Below are 16,853 nucleotides of genomic sequence, written 5' to 3' on the forward strand. Positions count from 1 at the left end.
GCCTCCGTCTATTCCATTTCTGCAAATGCGAAATCAATTGTCCTCATAATCTTGTCGGCATTCACCACTTCTACCGCAACCTTCTGCCCTAATTTATATACCTTCTTCGTATGCTCTCCGATCATCTGGTAACGCTCTTCATCATAGACATAATAATCATCCTTCATCTCACTGACGCGAATCATTCCTTCAATGGTGTTGGGCAGCTCCACATACATCCCCCAGGAAGTCACTCCTGAAATGACTCCTTCAAAGGTCTCTCCGATATGCTTCTGCATATACTCCACCTTCTTCATCTTCTCCACCTCGCGCTCCGCCTCATCGGCACGGCGTTCCGTCTTGCTGGAGTGCTCGGTGACTTCGTATAGAATTTTCTCATAATGGGCTCTTCGCGCCTCTCCCAGACTTCCCTTTATATTCTCCTTGATAATCCGGTGGATCTGCAAATCCGGATACCGTCTTATGGGCGAGGTAAAATGACAGTAATACTTTGCGGACAGACCAAAATGTCCCGTGTTCGCCACGGTATACCTGGCCTGCTTCATGGACCGCAACGTCAGTCTGCTGATCAAAGCCTCCTCGGGAGTATCCTCCACCTTCAATAACAGCTTCTGCAGCTCCTTTGGATGGATCTCCTCCTGCCCCAGCCGGATGCTGTAGCCGAAATTATGAATAAAAATAGCCAGTTTTTTTATCTTCTCTTCATCCGGATTATCATGGGTGCGGTACACGAAGGGAATTTCCTGCCAGAAGAAATCCTCCGCTACTGTCTCGTTGGCGATGAGCATGAATTCCTCAATAATCTTCGTCGCCTTATTCCTCTCGTAGGGCTTTACCTCTAAGGGTCTGCCCTGCTTATCCACAATGATTTTACTCTCGGGAAAATCAAAATTAATGGACCCGCGCCGATGTCTTCTTTCCTTCAGAATCTCCGCCAGCTCCTGCATCAGCAGGAATACCGGCACAAGCTCCTGGTATTCCCGGATTACCTCCTCATCGCTTCCTTCCACAATCTTCGCCACATCCGTATAAGTCATGCGGCGGTCAGAACGAATCACAGTCTCGGCAATCTCATGTCCCAGAACAGTACCCTTGGAATCAATATCCATAAAACAGCTTAACGCCAGGCGATCCGTTCCCGGATTCAGAGAACAGATTCCATTGGATAATTTATGCGGCAGCATAGGGATTACCCGGTCCACCAGATATACGCTGGTGCCTCTTTTCAAGGCTTCCCGGTCTAAAGGCGTCCCTTCCCTTACATAATGGGTTACATCCGCAATATGGACGCCCAGGCGATAGATATCCCCTTCCTTCGTCAGCGTAATGGCATCATCCAGATCCTTGGCATCCTCACCGTCGATGGTAACCGTTATGATATCCCGGATATCCTTCCTGTTCTTTGCCTCCTCCTGGTCAATTTCCTCAGGAACCGCATCCAGGGAACGCATCACATCCCCCGGAAATTCCACCGGAAGATCATAGGCTTTGACGATGGACATAATATCAACGCCGGGATCATTCACATGCCCCAGAATCTCAATCACCTTTCCCTCCGGGTTCGAATTCTCGTCCCCGTAGCTGGTCAGCCTTACTACCACTTTATGTCCGCTGACCGCATCCTTGGAGAACTCCTTGGGAATAAAGATATCCTTGCCGAACTTCTGATTATCCGGAATTACGAAACCATAATTCTTATTCTTCTCAAAGGTTCCCACCATCTCTTTATTGCCGCGTTCCATAATTCCAGTCACCGCTCCTTCTTTTCTGCGGCCCGACTGCTCCTTCTGAATGATTATCATAACCTTATCCCCATGGAGCGCCCCCTTGGTGGCTTCCCCAGGAATAAAGATATCCTCTTCTTCCCCTTCTACCGACACAAAACCAAAGCCTCTCTGAGTTCCAGAGAAGATTCCCGTCTTCACATCATCTCCCGGTATCCGGTAACGGTTCTGACCGTCCAGAACCAGCTTTCCAGATGAGATCAGAAGATCCAGCAACTGCTTCAGCTCATGTTTGGATTCCCGGGGAACCTGCAGCAATCCTGCCAGCTCTTTAAATCTCATGGGTCTATATTCCTTACTGGAGAACAGTTCCTCCAGCATCTGCTTCTTTTCTGTTAATTCTTCTTTGAATTCTTCCTTCTCTCTCATCGTTTCACCTGCTCTTCCCGGCACCTCAGACCTCAGTTTGTCCATATTAGCCTTTGTATTGATAGTATACCATAAATTGCTTGATTTAAAATACAAATTTATAAAAAAACACCCTGACCAACGTTCAGAGTGTTTTTATAACTAACTTATCTCAGTTATTACCATTTTAAGCATAAAATAATAGAAAGAACCATGAATGCTGCCGCCAGGTATTCCGTTACTCTTACCAGAGTACCTTCTGCAGAACGTCCTTTATTCTTACTCCAGTAGGTCTCACCCGTACCAGTAATAGCACCGGATAATCCTGCTGTCTTGCCTTCCTGTCTCAACACTACGAATGTCAATGCTATACATACTAAAATGTATATAATCTGAACGATTAGCTTTAATGCCTCCATGTCCGCACCTCCTAAAAACTAAATTCAATTCTAACATAGAATAGAAATTATTTCAACCTATTTTTTAAAGCAAATCTATTCGCTTGAGTAATGATTTCCCGGTCATTTCCTCCGGCTTCACCATCCCCATCATCTCTATGAGAGTAGGAATAATATCCGCAAGACATCCGTCTTCTGCCAGAGTATAATTCTTATCATAGTTTACCAGAATAAAAGGAACCGGATTGGTGGTATGGGCGGTAAAAGGCTCATGGGTGGTATAATCCACCAGCTGTTCCGCATTGCCGTGGTCTGCACAGATGAACATCTGACCGTCCACCTCAAGCAGGGCATCTACGGCTCTGCCGACACATTGGTCCACTGCTTCAATCGCCTTGATGGCTGCTGCTTCAATTCCGGTATGACCAACCATATCCGGATTAGCAAAGTTCACTACAATAACATCGTATTTGTCGGATTTGATGGCCTTCACCAGATTATCCGCCACTTCATAAGCGCTCATCTCCGGCTGCAGGTCGTAGGTGGCTACCTTGGGAGAGCTGACAAGAATACGGTCCTCTCCTTCATTGGGCACCTCAACTCCGGCATTAAAGAAGAAGGTGACATGGGCATACTTCTCCGTTTCAGCCAGACGAAGCTGGGTCTTGTGATGCGCCGCAAGGAACTGCCCAAAGGTATTATCAAGGGATATCTTATGAAAAGCAACAATCTTATTGGGAATGGTAATATCATATTCCGAGAAGCAGGTATAAGTAAGCTCCAGCCTCTTTCCCCGGTCAAAGCCCTTGAACTCCTCGTCACAGAATGCCCTGGTAATCTCTCTGGCCCTGTCCGGTCTGAAGTTATAGAAAATCACGGAATCCTTATCCTTCAAGGTCGCTACCGGCCTTCCATCCTCCATTACAACCGTGGGAAGTACAAATTCATCGTATTTCTCCGCATCATAAGAATTCTGCACGGCAAGCACTCCGCTCTCCGCCTTCTCTCCCTCGCCGTATACCATGGCACGATAGGCCTTTTCCACGCGATCCCAGCGGTTGTCGCGGTCCATGACATAATATCTTCCCATCACGGTGGCAATCTTGCCCACACCGATGATCTTCATCTGCTCCCAGAGCTCTTCCACAAAGCCCTTGCCGGAGGCCGGAGGGGTATCACGCCCATCCAGGAAGGCATGGACATATACATTGGTCAAGCCCTGTTTTTTGGCCAACTCCAGTAAAGCATAGAGGTGGGTATTATGGCTGTGCACACCGCCGTCGGATAACAGCCCGAAGAGGTGCAGGGCCGAATTATTTCTCTTGCAATTGTCCACTGCCGCAAGCAGTGCCGCGTTCTTAAAGAAATCACCGTCCTGAATCTCCTTGGTGATTCTGGTCAGCTCCTGATATACAATCCGTCCGGCTCCCATATTGATGTGACCAACCTCAGAATTGCCCATCTGACCATCGGGAAGACCAACCGCCATTCCGCTGGCATAGCCCTTCACAAAGGGATACTCCGCCATTAACCGGTCCATGACTGGGGTGTTGGCCTCCGCCACCGCATTGCTGTCCGTTCTTTCATTCAGGCCGTAACCGTCTAATATCATTAATACTGTGGGTTTTTTACTCATATGTTTACTTGTCTCCTTTATAAAATCCTCTGACCGGATTATGAATCCGGTCAGAGGCGATGAAATGAATTAAGAAATCTTATTTGTAATTTACAATCTTGCCAAAATCGGCCTTCAGACTTGCTCCACCCACTAATCCGCCGTCAATATTGGGCTGGGAGAATAAATCTGCCGCACTGGCTGCCGTTACACTGCCGCCGTACTGGATACGGATTGCTGCCGCCGTTGTCTCATCGTAAATCTCAGCGATGCATTCACGGATTGCCTTGCACACTTCCTCCGCCTGCTCGGTGGTGGCAACCTTGCCGGTTCCGATGGCCCAGATGGGCTCATAGGCAATGACTGCCGTCTTCGCCTGATCCGCGGTGACACTTAAGAAAGCAATCTTGATCTGTTGCCGGATCCAGTCAATAGTAATCCCCTGTTCTCTCTGCTTCAGAGTCTCTCCGCAGCAGATAATCGGTGTGATACCGTGTTCAAAAGCCTTCAGCACCTTTTTATTCACCGTCTCATCCGTCTCTGCGAAATACTCCCTTCTCTCAGAATGACCGACAATAACATATTTTACTCCGATGCTGGTCAGCATGGCGGGAGCGATCTCCCCGGTATAGGCACCGCTCTCCTCATAATACATATTCTGGGCACCAATGGCAATATTGCTTCCCTTGGCTGTCTCCAGGGCGGTTGTCAAAGAAATTGCCGGAACGCAGAATACAACATCCGCATCCTCGGTCACTACCAAAGGCTTTAATTCATTAATCAGGGCAACCGTCTCCGCGGGAGTCTTATTCATCTTCCAGTTGCCTGCAATAATTTTTCTACGCATAATATTCTCCAATCATTTACTTATCGTTTGCTGCTGCAACACCGGGAAGCTCCTTACCCTCCAGGAATTCAAGGGAAGCGCCGCCGCCGGTGGAAATATGGGTCATCTTATCGCCGAAGCCCAGAATATTCACTGCCGCCGCGGAATCACCGCCGCCGATGATGGTGGTAGCATCGATTTCCGCCAATGCCTTTGCCACTGCAATGGTGCCTGCCGCAAAGTTGGAGAACTCGAATACGCCCATGGGTCCGTTCCATACAACCGTCTTAGCTTCCTTAATGGCATCTGCATAAAGCGCACGGGTCTTCTCACCGATATCAAGGCCCTGCCAGCCCGGTTCAATGCCGCCGCGTCCTACGGTTTTGAAAGCTGTGTCATTGGAGAATTCCTGAGCAACCACAGTATCCACGGGAATCAATAATTTAACTCCCTTTTTCTCAGCTTTTTCAAGCATCTGCTTTGAATATTCGATGTAGTCCGGCTCTAACAGGGAATTGCCCACCTCTTCGCCAAGAGCTTTCATAAAGGTATATGCCATTCCGCCGCCGATGATGAGAGTATCCACCTTTTCGAGAAGATTGTCAATAACAGAAATCTTGCTGGACACCTTGGAGCCGCCGAGAATTGCTACGAAGGGTCTCTGGGGATTGTTCACCGCATTGCCCAGGAACTCAATCTCCTTCTGCATTAAATAGCCTACCACAGCGGTATCCACAAACTCTGTAACGCCAACATTGGAGCAGTGCGCTCTATGAGCGGTACCAAAAGCATCATCTACAAATACATCACACAGGGAGGCCAGCTCCTTGCTGAAGGCTTCTCCGTTCTTCGTCTCTTCCGCTCTGTAACGGGTATTCTCAAGGAGAACCACATCGCCCTCCTTCATAGCCGCTACGGCCGCTTTGGCATTGTCGCCGACTACATTGTCATCCTTTGCAAAAGTGACATTCTGTCCCAGTAATTCCGTCAGCCTTGCCGCAACAGGGGCAAGGGACAGCTCCGGCTTGGGCTCACCCTTGGGCTTGCCTAAATGGGAGCAGAGAATCACTTTACCGCCATCTGCAATCAGCTTCTTAATCGTGGGGAGAGCCTCCACCAGGCGCACCTCATCGGTGATTCTGCCATCCTGCAGAGGAACATTGAAATCACATCTTACCAGAACCTTTTTCCCTTTTACATTGATATCATCAACAGATTTCTTATTTAACATAATCTTTCTCCTTTCAGTACTGCGCTCTTATTCAGGAATTCTATGTTATTCATACCATCAACTACAGCGAAACAAAAGGGTCCGGTCCTGAAAGACCGGACCCATGATGGATCAATTAAGCATTGTAAACTTTATGCTAATTCAGCAAAGTATTTAATTGTTCTAACCATCTGGCTTGTGTAGGAGTTCTCATTATCATACCAGGACACTACCTTAACTAAGGTCTTGTCTCCCAGATCGGTCACCTTGGTCTGAGTGGCATCAAATAAGGAACCGTAGGTAATTCCCACGATATCGCTGGAAACCAGCTCATCCTCAGTATAGCCGTAGGATGCGCTCTGTGCAGCCTTCATCGCTTCGTTGATCTCAGCCTTGGTTACCTTGCCGTTCACAACTGCAACTAATTCAGTAAGGGAGCCTGTGGGAACGGGTACTCTCTGTGCAGCGCCGTCCAGCTTGCCGCTTAACTCAGGGATTACAAGGCCGATAGCCTTAGCTGCGCCTGTGGAGTTGGGAACAATATTAGCAGCTGCAGCACGTGCTCTTCTTAAATCACCCTTCGGATGAGGTCCGTCCAGAGTCATCTGATCACCGGTATAAGCATGGATGGTGGTCATGAAGCCCTTCTCGATGGGAACTAACTTGTTCAATGTGGCAGCCATGGGTGCCAGGCAGTTGGTGGTGCAGGAAGCGGCGGAAATAATGGTGTCGCTTGCCTTTAAGATATCCTCGTTTACGCTGAATACAACGGTGGGAAGATCATCACCGGCCGGAGCGGAGATAACAACCTTCTTAGCGCCTGCATCGATATGTGCCTGAGACTTAGCCTTGGAAGCGAAGAAGCCTGTGCACTCAAGAACTACATCTACTCCAAGCTTGCCCCAAGGTAAGTCAGCCGGGTTCTTCTGAGCGTAGATCTGGATCTCCTTGCCGTCTACAACAATGGAATTCTCCTTTGCTACTACCTCGTGACCAACATATCTGCCCTGTGCGGAATCGTATTTTAATAAGTGTGCTAACATTTTAGCATCTGTTAAATCGTTGATAGCTACAATTTCGTAACCTTCCGCACCGAACATCTGTCTGAATGCGAGACGGCCAATACGTCCAAAACCGTTAATTGCTACTTTTACTGCCATGATTATATTCCTCCTAAATTATTTAAATTTATAATATACTGCCCAAGATACCAACGAACTGATTTTCCTGTCAAATGCTTGTTATCGGTACATTGAGGACAGCAATTAATCAAAGTAGATACTTTCTGTGAAATCTTATTTCTCAAGGAATTGGGAACCGGAATACATTGACAAAATTTTCTCAATCCAAAAATATTTTACCTAATTTACAACAAAATATCAAGAGCTTATTTCCCTATTTCATTATAATTATGAATATGTTACTAATTTATAAGGCAGGTTATCTATTTTTGTGCAATTTTATCGTGATAACCATGCTATGACGAAAGCGAAAAAAGTGCTGTCCCTCACATCCACTACATTCCATTATAACATAGTTTGTATGCCTTTACAACATGTTTGACTTTTCCCCTATGGAAATACCGCAAAAAGGGTTACAGTTCATAGGGCAGTCAGGCGGAAGACAAGGTGCCCTGCGAACTGTAACCAAAAAGGCCCGCGGCGTCAGGGAAGCCCCCCTGTGACCGCAGGCCTTCTTATGTAAATTGATTTGCAACATCCCATGTACAACCTGCTGATTATGACCGTAATTTATATTCTAACCGGATCTTATCTGCAATTAATGCCACAAACTCTGAATTCGTCGGCTTTCCCTTGCCGTTGCTTACGGTATAGCCGAATAGTTCATCGATGGTATCCATCTTTCCCCGGCTCCAGGCCACCTCTATCGCATGCCGTATCGCCCTTTCCACTCTGCTTGGGGTTGTCTTATGGCGCTTCGCAATAGAAGGATATAAAATCTTTGTGATAGAATTCAACATCTCTGCATCATTCACCGACATCATGATCGCATCCCGTAAGTACTGATAACCCTTAATATGTGCGGGAACACCAATCTCATGTATGATATTGGTCACATCCGATTCCAGATTGCGTTCCACATAGGAGCTGGAGCTTCTGTTTTCATATGCGCTGACTCTGTGGTTATCAATCAGCTTGCTGTGATAATCCCCTTTAACCTGCTTGATTCGAGACAGAATCACGTTATTATCGAAGGGTTTCATAATATAATAGCTGGCACCCAGGTCAAATGCATTCTCTGTAACACCTTCTTGACCGATTGCTGTTATGACGATGAAGGAAGGACTCTTCTTCAATTCCGCATCCCTCCGGATCTTCTCCATTACTCCCAGCCCGTCCAACTTTGGCATTATTAAATCTAATAAAACAACATCCGGCTTCTTCTCTTTGATCATGTCCAGAGCATCAATTCCATTTTCTGATTTACCAACAACCTCAATTTCCGAATCTTCCTTCAAAATATCTTCCAGCAGATTTACCATTCTCTCATTGTCGTCAACGATAGCTACATTAATTTTACCCATTTTACCTTCCAACCTCCATTACATATTTTGTTCTCCTAAAACAAATCCCCTTAAAATATCTCTTCATCTGGCCTGTATCCCGGGTTGTACATATACGTGTCTTCACTTATCGTGAATTTTCGTGCAGTATTTTGGGTTTCATGTTATTTTTATGATATCATTATACATCTTAGCTAATTACGCGTCAATCTATATTGCTTTAGCAAATTAAACAAAATATAAGTACCATAATGTGACTTTTATTATTAGTCTTTTACATTTTAACCCATTAAACTGCACAAAATTCAGAAGTTTCTTCGACAAGTTTTCGGTTATCAGTTTCTGTAAATTATTGCCATGTCTGAATTATAATCATAAAATTTACAACTTTCAAACATTTAATACCGCACCAATCGACATGATAATAAGCCTGTTTTTTAAAAATAAAATGGGAACCACAATATTTTGTGTGTGATTGGAATTTATTAGCAATTAATGTGCTGTATTCTCTCTTTGAAACAAATTGTATTTACTGCATTTTTGTCGAATTCTTTTTATAACAAAAGCTCTCCTTATTCCAAATTATTTACCATGTTCTCTATGAAAGTACCGTAGCCTTTGGTTGAATCCTGTATAAATACATGCGTAACCGCACCAATTATCTTATTATTTTGGATAATCGGGCTGCCGCTCATTCCCTGGACAATCCCTCCCGTCATTTCCACCAGCCGTTTATCTGTAATCCTGATCACAATTCCTTTGCTGTGATTGCTGTTGCTGATATCCACGCTTTCAATCTGAATTTCATAATCCGAGATGGTTTTATCAATAGCACATCGGATGTAGGCCTTTCCCTTTTCCACCTCCTGCTTTAGTCCGATGGGCAGCGGTTTCAGGCCCTTGCTGCTGTCAAAATCATAGCCGTAGCCAATCCTTCCGAAGATCCCCTGGTAAGTGTTATTGCTTATATTTCCTATCTTATATTTGTCGCTCTGGCGGATCATGCCGATTAGCTCTCCCGGCTCCCCGCTTTTGCCCTTAACGATGGACATAATCTCCGCCGTATAGATAGACCCCATTTTTACATCCATGAGCAAACCGGTGTCAATATCGGTGATTCCATGCCCCAGGGCGCCGAACTGTCCGTCCGGTGCAATAAAGGTGAGCGTTCCGATGCCCTGGGTATTGTCCCGGATCCAGGCTCCGATTTTATAGCTGCCGCTGGCTGTTTTCACCGGCTCGATGCTCACCGTAATCTCTTCCCCGTTTCTGCGGACCAGCAGGATGATGTCCTTTCCCTCACATTGTTGAATCAGCTCTACAAAGTCGTTCTTGCGGTTCACCTCGGTCCCATTAATTTTCAAGATATAATCCCCGGACTTCAGCTTATCCCTGGTGGGCTCGTAGTTCAGACCGTCCGCTCCGGTGATCCTTCCGCTGCCAAGTACCAGAATTCCATCGGTCTCCACGTAGATTCCGATGGGATTCCCGCAGGGGATGAGCTCCATGGTGTCAATCACATCCAGGGACACCCGCTTGAAGCTGAACAAACCAAACAGCTTCAAATCCATACTGTAGGTTCCGGTTTGGGTTGACTGTAAGGTAAAAGGCTGCTTTAAATCAACTCTGATCTGCTCTGTGGGGACACTTAGATCATTAACCTGGATTACGCCAATATCCTCCGTGGTTATATTCCCTTCCAGGGGCATTCCAAAATCAAAGCTTTCCTCGGTGCCCACCAACAATTTTATTTCATCCGGTATCCTTTTATCCATTGTGCGATATATGAAAAATACTAACAGAAAAATATTTATGAGAAAAATACAGATTAAAAAATTACGGTATCTTTTCCTGCTTCTCATCCTTTCACCTCATACCCTCTATCAAGTTTTCGTAACAGATCAGCCTGCGGCGGTGAGAAGGGCATGATGCTCCCGTAATGCACTGTATGGAAGAGATGTGATTGGATTTGTATGTCACAGACGAACAAACTTGTACGGTTGTGACATACAAATCCAGTCATATGTCTTCCATCCTGTGTGAGAGAGCATCATGCCCTTCTCACCGCCGCAGGCTGATCTGTTATATTTTTTCCCTATTTTACGCAGTTTCTCAGCTGAGAATCGAAAAAGGATATACATAGTATTGTATATCCTCACCGTAAGTATTCTCTCTTTTTTAGTTTTTTAAAGGATGTATTTTTTAGCAGCAGATGCCAATTCTTTCATCTCTCTTGCACTCTCACGCACACGTTCCGTAATCTGCGCACCGCCCAGAAGACGGGATAATTCGTCGATGGTCTCGCTTTCCTTCAAGGTCCGGATCACCGTCTGGGTTGACACTCCGTCCGTCTCCTTCTCTATCACATAATGGGCATCCGCCATCGCCGCAATCTGTGCCAGATGGGTGATGCAGATAATCTGATGATGCCTGGCGATCAAGGAAAGCTGCTCCGATACCTTTTGGGCTGTCCTTCCGCTGATACCAACATCAATTTCATCAAAAATCAAAGTCTCAATCTCATCCTTCTCGGCCAGCACTGATTTTATTCCCAGCATGATACGGGAAAGCTCTCCTCCTGAGGCAACCTTTGACAGCGGCTTTAACGCTTCTCCCGGATTCGTGGATAGAATGAATTCACCGTCATCATAGCCGTTGGGAGAATAATGCGAGGCCTGTTCAAAGACCATATCAAATCTAACCTCAAGAAAATTCAAAGCAACGAGAGCTTCCCTGATCCGCTCTGTCAACTCCTTCGCCTTGCTCTTGCGAATTGCGGACAGGCTGCTGCATAACTGCTCCAGCCTGTTCTGGGCCGAAGCAAGCTCTTTGCCCAGCTTGTCCATATATTCGTCATAATCCCGGTATCTGGATAGCTTTTCCTCACAGTCCTTACAGTAATTAAGGATCTGCTCCATGGAATTACCATATTTTGATTTTAAATGATTGATCCGATCCAGTCTCCTGGTGACCTCCTCCAGCTCCTCCTCCGGATTCTCCATATCGGCAATATACTGGGAAAGATCCCTGTTTAAATCATTCAGCAGACCGTCAATCTCGGATACCTGATTCAAAAAACCGCCGATCTCTTCATCATATTCCGTCAGCTTCATCAGCTGGCGAAGAGCACGTCCCACAGAATCACCTGCGGCAACGGCATCATATCCGGTATACCGGTAGGTATTCTGCAAGCCTTCCGACAGGATATTGGCGTTGGACAGCTTCTTATACCGCCCCGCCAGCTCCTCATCTTCACCCGGCACCAATGCGGCGCTCTTAATTTCATTCACTTCATATTCTAAAAAGGCAATTTCCCGCAGTCTCTTCTCTTCATCCATTCCGGAATGCTCATACTCCTGCCTGAGCCTCTGGTATTCCTTATAGCTCTCCTCCAGCTCGGCCTTCAGGTCTCCGATCTCATCACGGGCAAAGCGGTCCACGATCTCCAGATGCTTTGCCTTGTTCAAAAGGGACTGGTGTTCGTGCTGTCCATGGATATCAATCAGCATTCCTGCAATCGCAGCCAGGGCAGAGGCTGTCACATTCTCTCCGTTAATTCTGCAGATACTTCTTCCGGCCATGATCTTGCGGGAGATTATGATCTGATCACCCTCCACAGGAATATCAAGCTCACGCATGGCATGAAAGACGGCTTCATCCTTTGTCTCAAATACAAGCTCCACCAGAGCATATTCCGCTCCGTTTCTCACAATATCCTTGCTGATCTTCGCTCCAAGGGCAGCATTAACAGAACCGATAATAATTGATTTTCCCGCACCGGTCTCCCCTGTTATAATATTCAGATGGTCCTTAAAATCAATCTCAACTTCATTAATAATTGCAAAATTCTTCACATGCAAGCCGATTAACAATTAGTATCCCTCTTTTCGTTTCGAAACATACGTTCTGCAAATATTATATCATGAACAAAAACCATGTTCATGATCTTGTTACTCCAATCGGAAATTGCAAGCAAGCTTGCTGTGCGGATGTCTTTTCCGCACTATCCTCATTCCGCTTTCATTGTATCACAAGGGCTTTTTTGCCGCAATCCTTTGTTCAAACTCTGTTGGTTATTGCCAGAAAATCACCCGGCTTCTATTCAATATCCATAAACTGTTTTATAAAAACAGCTCATAAAGCCACATTCGAAAATATGCTTTATGAGCCGTTCTTTATCCAAGCTGCGGGGAATAGACCCGGCAGTTTATTTGATCTTGGTTACGGTAAGCTTGCAGGTCAGCTTGCGGCCGTTCACCGTAGCGGTAATCGTTGCCTTTCCTACTCCTCTGGTGCTGACCATTCCATTGGTCACTTCCGCAACCCTGGGATTGTCAATACTCCAACTGACTTTTGAGTCTGTTCCTTCAACCTGCAGCTGATGTTTATAATTTGTATACTCTTCCAGCGTCAACTCCGTTATATTCAGCCCGATTACCTTCACCTCTACCTGGGCCGTCTTTCCGGAGTCGGTCATTGCCGTAATATAAGCAACACCTTTCGCTCTCGCAGTGATTCTGCCCGTGTTCTTATCAACCCTTGCTACTGCCGCATTATCCGTACTCCAAGTAAGTTTATCCGTGGTAGTGGCCGGAGTGAGAACGCTGGTTACCACCTTTTCTTCTCCCGCAACCATTACAATCTGCTTGTCCTGGAGGGTTACTCCCGTAGAGGCGACGCGTTCATATACAACCACATAGCATATCGCCTTCTTCCCGCTGTTATCCAGAGCCTCTGCGGTAATTGTCGTATTGCCCGCTTTCACTGCAATGATCTCGCCTTCCTCATCAACTATGGCCACACTGGGATCACTGGACGTCCATTTCGCCGCCTTGAGGGTTGCATCCCCAGGCTTTACCGTCACTTTCAGTTTCCTGGTCTGACCCACCATCAGAGAAATACTGGAGCTGTTTAAGGAAACGCTTTCTACCGGCTTCACCACCTGTATCTCACAAGTCGCTTCCGCCTCGCTTCCGTCTGCAGCCATGGCTGTAATTGTAACATTTCCTATCTTCTTCGCTGTTACCTTACCCTTCTGATTCACGGTTGCAATCTTGGAATTGCTGGTGGACCAGATGATCTCCTGATTCGTTGCAGAGGGGGAGGATACCGTGGCAACCAGTGTTACCGACTTGTCCACTCCCAGATAGTATGTCTGATGATTCAGGCTGACATTGGTAACCCCTTCCCGCACCGTCAGTACACAGTTGGCTGTATAACCGCCGTCCTTTGTCTTACAGGTAATGATTGCCGTACCCCCGGCAACCGCCGTCACTTCACCGCTCTCATCCACCGTTGCAATGGTGTTGTTGGAGCTGGTCCAGGTCACATCCATCAGGGTGGCATTGCTGGGCGTAACGGATACCTTGAGCTTTAAAGTTTCTCCCTTGTAAATTGTCTTCTCTGTAAAGTTCATCAGCAATCCGCTTACCGGCGTGGTTACATTCACCTTACAGTATACGGTGGCACCTGTCTCCAGCTTTGCCGCAATGATAGCGGAGCCCGTTGCCTTTGCGGTGATCTTGCCGCTGGCATCCACCGTTGCAACCCTTGCATCACTGGTTTCCCAGGTGATCTTCGCCTCCGTACTGTCGGCAGGCGTCAAGGTTGCTTTTAACGCATAGGTCTCCCCTGTCTTCAGATTCAATGCCGATGCATCCAGCTTGATGCCTGCGGCAATCCGTTTTACTGTGATGGTACAATAGGAGGTATACCCTCCGTCCTCGGATTTCAATATAATAACCGCTGTTCCGGGCGCTTTTGCAGTAACCAGCCCCGTTCCGTTCACCGCTGCAACCCTGGGATTCGTCGAGGTCCAGCTTACGCTGTTAGTGCTGGCATCCACCGGATTCATGGTATAGGACAGCCGCAGGGTATCCCCGACATTCATAACTTTCTCCGTAGTATCCAGGTTGATGGAATTGACGGGAATCAGAATATCAATATTACATACGGCTGTAACCTCAGGACTGTCCTTCGAGGTCGCAATGATGGATACCGTTCCCGGCTTCTTCACCGTTACCAGGCCGTTCTTGTCCACTGTAGCCTTGCTTGTATCAGTAGAGCTCCAGAGTATCTCCTTATTCTCCGCGTTATCGGGACGCACGATGGCATTGAGCTGAATTAGCCTCCCGTTTAAATCTGCAACAATTTTATATTCGGATAGCTCAATCTTGGTAACCGGCTGACGAACAGTGATATGGCAATATCCTACAACCACATTGTCCTCATTAATCGCAGAGATTACCGCATGTCCGCCGGACACACCCGTAACGGTAGCCGAGTCCGGGTAAGTTTTAGAAATCTTAACTACTTTCTCATCAGAGGATTTCCAAACCAGATTAACCGTTGTATTATCGGGTGTCATCTTAGCAACCAGTGCAAGATTTTCACCGATTCCCAGGGTCCACTTCGACGGTACCAACTCAATCTTGGTCACCGTCTTTTCCACCAGGAGCTTACAGATTGCCTTCTTGACCACTCCGTCAATGGTTACACTGGCAATAATATTCGCTTGCCCTACAGCCTTTGCGGTAATAAGGCCATCCTTGACCGTCGCAACCTTCTCATTGCTGGAAGACCAGACTGCCTGGGTTTTGTCCGTGATATCGGCAACCAGCTGCAGAGTTCCGCCCACGTACATCTTGGCATTGCTCATATTAAGGGATATTCCATCAATTACCCTTACATTAATTATAAATTCATCTTTTAAATCCGGTACCCCTTCGGGATAGAGCTGCCATCCGGGCACCAGCTTGCAGATAACCGAGGTAGATCCCTTGGTTTTTGCCTCCAGAACCCCTACTTTTCCATTTTCAAAGCCCACTATATTGAGGTTATCCGATGTATAGGTAAATGCATCTGCCATGGGTATATTGGAGTTTTTAAAAATATCATAGGTATCCCCTACCTGCATTACAATACTTGTATCGTCCATTCGGATCGGGACCACAATTCTCATATAAGCATATTCAACAGCACCGCTTTGTTCCGTATAGTCCTGGCCGGCATAGGCCCGTATCTCATAGGTGCCCGCCTTCACATTGCGGAAGGTTACGCTTTCGCCCACGTTGCTAACAATATACTCCAGCTTCGCCGAATTTGCAGAAAGCTTCTTGGGAGTCTGCCCGGTGCAATCCCAGACCTCCCATTTCAATGTTTCCGCAATCTGCGCATTGGATCTTACAATAAAATTAGAAGGAACATCCCGCACTGGGGTCTTCTTACTCTTCGGATACCATGAGTCCTCTGTCCTGGTTGCACCGTTCTCATCCCAGGAGATCTGGAAGGTCGGCACTACAACCACTCTGACCTTCGCTGTCATGGGCTTGTCCGAACCGGAATAGGTGGTGCTGCTGACTGTGATATCAGCGCTGCCTCCCCCCTTTGGCGTGAGCTTACCCTTCGAATCCACTTCAACCACCGAAGTATCACTGCTTGCAAATTCAATCCCCGTTTCAATCGGGCTGCCGCTCACCGTACCGGTTCCTGTCTCTGCATCCGCATATTTCATATAAATTGTCTGGGTATCTGGTAAATCGCTCAACCTCAGCTGAACTACATAGCTGTCCGTTCCCCCTGATGTTTTTGCCGCAACATGCTTGGTTTTAACCCAGTTCACCTCAAGCTTTATCTCTATAATGCAGCTTATTCTCAGAGTGTATCCCCCTGTTTTAATCGTCGCTACTATAGTGGAAAAGCCCGGACCGTTGCGCTTCAGCCTTCCGTTCTTATGCTCGGCATCCGTAAACGAAAGTGTTACCACATCTGTTGAGGAGGTCCACTCCACTGTATAATCTTCCATCCAGTCGTCTGCCTGAACAATAATGTCCGTCTCATTCACGATGCCGTTTAATTTCACTGTGCCGCCATCCTTAACCTCAGTTCCTCCTATTCTAAAATAGAACTTCGGCCTCGGGGCTGCCGACGCATATGCCTGTTCCGGCCTGATTGAGAAGAAGAACAACAGAAAGAAAACGCCAAATACAAGGGATATACCAACCTTTTTTATCCTGCTCATTTGATAACCTCCTAAACCATATCTTAATCAATATATCGGATGGGTATTCCATATTAATTAGTTTTTTCGTATTCATTTTATTTGTAACATTTGGCATTTTTGTGACAGATAGGAAATATTACTGATAA

At 46.6% G+C, this 16,853-nt stretch carries 10 protein-coding genes; all 10 read right to left on the reverse strand.

Annotated elements, in window-relative coordinates:
* Nucleotides 1–8 precede the first annotated feature (8 nt).
* Nucleotides 9–2,153 carry a ribonuclease R gene (rnr, locus tag HNQ56_RS08930; RefSeq protein ID WP_429144999.1) on the reverse strand — a complete coding sequence of 715 codons (2,145 nt, stop codon included), beginning with the start codon at nucleotides 2,151–2,153 and terminating at the stop codon, nucleotides 9–11.
* A 158-nt stretch (nucleotides 2,154–2,311) separates the two neighbouring features.
* Nucleotides 2,312–2,551, reverse strand: a complete 240-nt coding sequence (gene secG / locus HNQ56_RS08935) for a preprotein translocase subunit SecG (protein WP_429144769.1) — start codon at nucleotides 2,549–2,551, stop codon at nucleotides 2,312–2,314.
* A 64-nt stretch (nucleotides 2,552–2,615) separates the two neighbouring features.
* Entirely contained in the window at nucleotides 2,616–4,166 is a 1,551-nt protein-coding gene (gpmI, locus tag HNQ56_RS08940; RefSeq protein WP_429144771.1) for a 2,3-bisphosphoglycerate-independent phosphoglycerate mutase, read from the reverse strand.
* Between the two features lie 79 nt (nucleotides 4,167–4,245).
* Nucleotides 4,246–4,995 (reverse strand): triose-phosphate isomerase, encoded by a 750-nt coding sequence (gene tpiA, locus HNQ56_RS08945; protein WP_429145001.1) that lies wholly within the window; start codon nucleotides 4,993–4,995, stop codon nucleotides 4,246–4,248.
* Between the two features lie 13 nt (nucleotides 4,996–5,008).
* The gene (locus HNQ56_RS08950; protein ID WP_429144772.1) at nucleotides 5,009–6,202 is read right to left on the reverse strand and encodes a phosphoglycerate kinase; all 1,194 of its coding nucleotides are present in this window, start codon (nucleotides 6,200–6,202) and stop codon (nucleotides 5,009–5,011) included.
* Nucleotides 6,203–6,333: 131 nt separating this feature from the next.
* The gene (gene gap / locus HNQ56_RS08955) at nucleotides 6,334–7,341 is read right to left on the reverse strand and encodes a type I glyceraldehyde-3-phosphate dehydrogenase (protein ID WP_429144773.1); all 1,008 of its coding nucleotides are present in this window, start codon (nucleotides 7,339–7,341) and stop codon (nucleotides 6,334–6,336) included.
* A gap of 578 nt (nucleotides 7,342–7,919) precedes the next feature.
* Nucleotides 7,920–8,726, reverse strand: a complete 807-nt coding sequence (gene spo0A, locus HNQ56_RS08960) for a sporulation transcription factor Spo0A (protein WP_429144775.1) — start codon at nucleotides 8,724–8,726, stop codon at nucleotides 7,920–7,922.
* 551 nt (nucleotides 8,727–9,277) lie between these two features.
* Nucleotides 9,278–10,567: a SpoIVB peptidase gene (gene spoIVB, locus HNQ56_RS08965; protein WP_429144777.1), complete on the reverse strand. Its 1,290-nt coding sequence runs from the start codon at nucleotides 10,565–10,567 to the stop codon at nucleotides 9,278–9,280.
* 324 nt (nucleotides 10,568–10,891) lie between these two features.
* On the reverse strand, nucleotides 10,892–12,559 hold the full coding sequence (gene recN, locus HNQ56_RS08970) for a DNA repair protein RecN (protein ID WP_429144779.1): 1,668 nt from the start codon (nucleotides 12,557–12,559) through the stop codon (nucleotides 10,892–10,894).
* A gap of 353 nt (nucleotides 12,560–12,912) precedes the next feature.
* Nucleotides 12,913–16,725, reverse strand: coding sequence for an Ig-like domain-containing protein (locus HNQ56_RS08975; protein WP_429144780.1), 3,813 nt, complete (start codon nucleotides 16,723–16,725; stop codon nucleotides 12,913–12,915).
* Between the last annotated feature and the right edge of the window lie 128 nt (nucleotides 16,726–16,853).

The sequence above is a fragment of the Anaerotaenia torta genome (assembly GCF_050433395.1).
Lineage (GTDB): Bacteria > Bacillota > Clostridia > Lachnospirales > Lachnospiraceae > Mobilitalea > Mobilitalea torta.